Here is a 4,451-nt window from a genome sequence, read left to right as displayed (position 1 = left end):
TAAGTTTTGGTTAAAACAGCTGAGATTGCAGCAGTTAGCGTTGTTTTACCATGGTCGACGTGACCGATTGTACCCACGTTTACGTGTGGTTTATTACGTTCAAATTTTTCTTTAGCCATGATATTGCCTCAATCCAGAGTCTTGGTGATGAAAACACATATAGAAAAAGTCCGATGCATAGAATGACATCGAATTAATTAGTTTAGTTTTGGTGATTAAGTTTAGCATAAGACAGGACGTGCTGATTTAAAGGATTTGATTGACTTAATAGTTCATTTAAACGAACTACTAAGCAATCAAGTCGTTCAGCAATTTGGAGCGGATGGCGGGAATCGAACCCGCGTTATCAGCTTGGAAGGCTGGAGTAATACCATTATACGACATCCGCGCAACCTGAATAAGGCTACCTAACTACCTTTAAAAATGGTGGAGGGAGAAGGATTCGAACCTTCGAAGGCTGAGCCGTCAGATTTACAGTCTGATCCCTTTGGCCACTCGGGAACCCCTCCAGAAAAATGGTGCCGGCACCAAGAGTCGAACTCGGGACCTACTGATTACAAGTCAGTTGCTCTACCAACTGAGCTATGCCGGCTAATCATTTCGGAAACGGATATTAGGTAAATGTTGGCGTAAGTGCAATAGGAAATGCATAAAAAAGCTAAAAAAAGTTTCAAATGGCGCTTTTTTGGGCTTTATTTGATTGAGTAGGATAAAAATAAAGCGATTTAGTCAACCGACGATAAGTAAGATGACTTTAGCTATTGTTCAAAATAATTTGGTGGTGTACTGTGCCTGACCTAAGGAAAGGAAGATATGACAGCGACCAATACATTACATCAAACACTTTATTTTTCATTTCTTCGCCAACAGTGGTCAGAATTACGTAATTCTGTACCTTTAACACTTAGCGAAGATGAACTAGCCAATCTACGTGGTATGAATGAACAGCTGTCATTAGATGAAGTCACTGACATTTATCTTCCCTTAAGCCGTTTATTAAATCTCATTATTGATTCAAAGCAGCAAAGCAGTGTGGTGCTTGATCAATTTTTAAATCACAAACCCACTAAAACACCTTACATCATTAGTATTTCTGGTAGTGTCGCTGTTGGTAAAAGTACCACTGCTCGAATTCTTCAGACACTATTACAACGTTGGCCTGAGCACCCTAAAGTTGAACTAGTCACCACTGATGGCTTCTTATACCCCTTGGCAGAACTCACCCATAATAACCTGCTAAAGCGAAAAGGCTTTCCAGAAAGTTATGACATGAAAATGCTGATCGATTTTATTTCTGCAGTAAAAGCAGGTGAGCCCAATGTCAGTGCGCCCCTTTATTCTCATGTGACTTATGACAGACTCACTGATGAAGTACAGAACATTAATCAACCTGATATTCTTATTATCGAAGGGTTAAATGTACTTCAAACCGCGCTAGATCCTAGCCCTGAAAGTAAAAGTAGCTTCTTATCCGATTATGTCGATTTCTCTATTTATGTCGATGCTGAAGAATCATTATTAAAAGAATGGTACCAACAACGCTTTTTAAAGTTCAGACAAGGCGCATTTAGCGATCCAAAGTCTTTCTTTCATCACTATTCACAACTTTCAGATGATGAAGCCAACGCTACCGCTGCCAACATTTGGGATACGATCAATGGTCCCAATTTGCAAACAAACATAAAACCGAGCCGCGAGCGTGCGAACTTAATTCTAAAAAAAGCGGCCAACCATCTGGTTGACCGAGTTTTATTGCGTAAATAGTTGCTAGAAATTTATTCAGTTTACTCACTTCCGCGTAAACTGATCTCTCCACCTATATATGACGTTATTACTCCATTGTGCTCTAGTAGCACTGCACCTTGTTTATCGATGCCCTTACATGTTCCTGTGACATTATTTGGTGCCATTAATAGATTAATCTGTTTGTCATAAAACAAATCATACTCTTGCCACTGTGATATAAAAGGTTCCATACCCTCAGCTTCAAACTGCATGAGATCAATTTTAAGTTGTTTATGAATAGCCGTTAACAGCTCAGTTTTGTCAGGCATTGAATTCAAAGAGGTTAAATCACTCCATGGTTGGTCAATCTGCTCGGCATGTTGTTCTGACATGCTCATATTGATACCAAAGCCTATTACCAAATTACACTCATCGATTGAATGACCTGATAGCTCAATTAATATCCCTGCTAACTTCTTATTATCTCGGTAAATGTCATTCGGCCATTTAACGCCTAAACCATCTACTCCAAACGCCTTTAAGGAAGTCACAATTGAACATGCAACAACAAGACTAAGCCCCATGGCTGCATTCATGCCTTGGTTAAGTCTCCAAAACAAAGATGCGTAAACATGTTGACCATATGGTGAAACCCATTGTCTGCCTCTTCTACCTCGACCCGCTGACTGATATTCAGCAATACAAATATCACCATTTTTAAGTTCATCAGCATGTTGAAGCATAAAAGCATTAGTACTTTCTATTTCATGAAAATAAAAGCAACGATTTTCGATGTTGTTTACAAGTTTACTTTTATCAAAAATAGGTAATTGTTTAGCTAATTTATATCCCTTACCTTTTACACTGAAGATATCGACACCATAGGTTTCTAATTGTGCAATATGATTGTTAACTGCAGTACGAGATAATCCCACTTGCTGTGCAATTAGTTCACCAGAGATAAATTCAGTATGATCTAACAGTCCAATAATCTGCGCTTTCTTGTCCCAATGCTCATTCATTACAAATTTACCTCGCCAGTTGCACCAATAATCCTTGGCTCAGGATCCAATTGAATTCCAAATTTAGCTAACACAATATCCATTATGTAATGTGCAAGCTGACAGATATCTTCTCCGACAGCGTCATCCAAGTTTACTAACACTAAGGCCTGTTTATCATGCACTGCGGCTCGACCTTTATTGACCCCTTTAAGGCCTGCTTCATCAATTAACCAACCAGCTGCAATTTTAATTTTGCCATCAGCTTGGGCATAACCAACCAAATCAGAATAGGTCTTAAGTAGCTCAATATATTGAGAGGCTTCTATTATCGGGTTCTTAAAAAAGCTGCCTACATTACCTAGCACCTTTGGGTCAGGTAACTTGCTCTTTCGTATATCACACACAGTGTCATATACTTGTTTTGGTGTGACTGTTTCTAATTTGAAGTGCTGCAGTGGGCCATATTCTATATTTGCCTGCCAAACCTTTGGTAATCTAAACTGAACTTCAGTAATGGCAATTTGATTCTTTAATTCATTTTTAAAAATTGAATCACGATATCCAAAATGACACTCTGAATTAGTTATTGTATTGCTTTCTAAGCTAACTAAATCCAAGTAACTGACTTTCTGACAATACTTGTTAATCTCAACCCCATAGGCACCAATATTTTGAATAGGTGCAGCACCAACAGTCCCAGGTATCAGTGCTAAGTTCTCCAAGCCATGAAAACCATTATCTAAACAATAGCCAACAAACTCATGCCAACTTTCGCCCGCCTGTACAGAGATATAAAAAGCTTCAGCATCTTCACTAACTTCAATGCCCTTTGTCGCCACTTTAATCACTACGCCTTGGTAATCACTAGTAAAAACAACATTACTCCCTCCACCTAAAATCAATGTAGGTAGTGAAGCATTCGCTGCTTTAATAAGTTGTTGTTTAAGTTCTATAACAGACGTTACTTCAACAAATTGAAGGCAGCCCTGCTCTAAAGCTAATGTATTAAATGGTTTTAAGCTGACAGGCATATTTAGATATTTTGGAAAATGATAGTTCATTGTACCTTGGTGAATTTAATAACACTATCAGGCAAATAAATTAGGTATTTGAGACGGTAGAAATTAACGGATTACTTATGCAGTAGTTCGCCTTGAGCTCTCACTCAAAGATATCCGATTCAATCTAACTCGTTGCATCTAACTTTACACTTGAGTTTTATAATCATATAACCCAGCTACAATAAAGCCCATTACGTGAGTAACGGGCTATCTGCTCTCAATTAAGAGGCACTAATTTTAAAGATATGGGGCGCTTGGCGATCAACTATTTTTTACTATCCTTGTAAGGGTACATAGGCATATCGACCGCGCTGTCTGTTAGCTTTAGCTACTAACTAACTCATTCACTCAATTTCCAGACACAAAAAAGCCCGTTACGTAAGTAACGGGCTATCTGCTCTCAATTAAGAGGCACTAATTTTAAAGATATGGGGCGCTTGGCGATGACTTTTTTTTACTACCCTTATAAGGGCATATGGGCATATGGGCATATCGCTCACACTATCAACTGTTGCAGTGTCTAAACCCGCGGTTGAACTTTTTTTAGGCAAAGAAAAAGCCCTAACACATTGTGTTAGGGCTTTTCAGTATTAGGCGCTTGGCGATGACCTACTTTCACATGGGGAGACCCCACACTATCATCGGCGCGATTGCGTTTCAC

4 protein-coding genes and 3 tRNA genes are annotated in these 4,451 nt (G+C 38.9%); 1 reads left to right on the top strand and 6 read right to left on the bottom strand.

The features are described from left to right. The 4 genes from Q4600_RS21010 to Q4600_RS20995 all read right to left on the bottom strand — a co-directional run. On the bottom strand, nt 1-119 hold a 119-nt coding region (locus Q4600_RS21010; protein ID WP_303518424.1), incomplete at its 3' end, for a GTP-binding protein. A gap of 195 nt (nt 120-314) precedes the next feature. Beyond that, nucleotides 315-388, bottom strand: a tRNA-Gly gene (locus Q4600_RS21005). 36 nt (nt 389-424) lie between these two features. Then, nucleotides 425-509 (bottom strand) — tRNA-Tyr (locus tag Q4600_RS21000). A gap of 7 nt (nt 510-516) precedes the next feature. Further along, nucleotides 517-592, bottom strand: a tRNA-Thr gene (locus Q4600_RS20995). Nucleotides 593-813: 221 nt separating this feature from the next. Between Q4600_RS20995 and coaA the strand changes: the two genes are divergently transcribed. Then, complete coding sequence (coaA, locus tag Q4600_RS20990; protein WP_229372187.1) at nt 814-1,764, top strand: type I pantothenate kinase; 951 nt, start codon at nt 814-816, stop codon at nt 1,762-1,764. Nucleotides 1,765-1,784: 20 nt separating this feature from the next. Here the strand turns inward: coaA and birA are convergent, their stop codons facing one another. Continuing rightward, nucleotides 1,785-2,747, bottom strand: coding sequence for a bifunctional biotin--[acetyl-CoA-carboxylase] ligase/biotin operon repressor BirA (gene birA, locus Q4600_RS20985; RefSeq protein ID WP_303518480.1), 963 nt, complete (start codon nt 2,745-2,747; stop codon nt 1,785-1,787). Further along, nucleotides 2,747-3,790 (bottom strand): UDP-N-acetylmuramate dehydrogenase, encoded by a 1,044-nt coding sequence (murB, locus tag Q4600_RS20980; protein ID WP_303518483.1) that lies wholly within the window; start codon nt 3,788-3,790, stop codon nt 2,747-2,749. The genes birA and murB overlap by 1 nt, the downstream gene beginning before the upstream one ends. Nucleotides 3,791-4,451: the final 661 nt, after the last annotated feature.

Source organism: Shewanella sp. 2_MG-2023 (assembly GCF_030548905.1).
Classification (GTDB): domain Bacteria; phylum Pseudomonadota; class Gammaproteobacteria; order Enterobacterales; family Shewanellaceae; genus Shewanella; species Shewanella electrodiphila.
Note: the sequence above shows the minus strand (reverse complement) of the source record. Positions and strands in the feature narration are given on the sequence as shown.

Bases quoted from the DNA above. Each gene is read 5' to 3' on its own strand.
- murB (WP_303518483.1), bottom strand. From the start codon at position 3,790: ATGAACTATCATTTTCCAAAATATCTAAATATGCCTGTCAGCTTAAAA.
- coaA (WP_229372187.1), top strand. From the start codon at position 814: ATGACAGCGACCAATACATTACATCAAACACTTTATTTTTCATTTCTT.
- birA (WP_303518480.1), bottom strand. From the start codon at position 2,747: ATGAATGAGCATTGGGACAAGAAAGCGCAGATTATTGGACTGTTAGAT.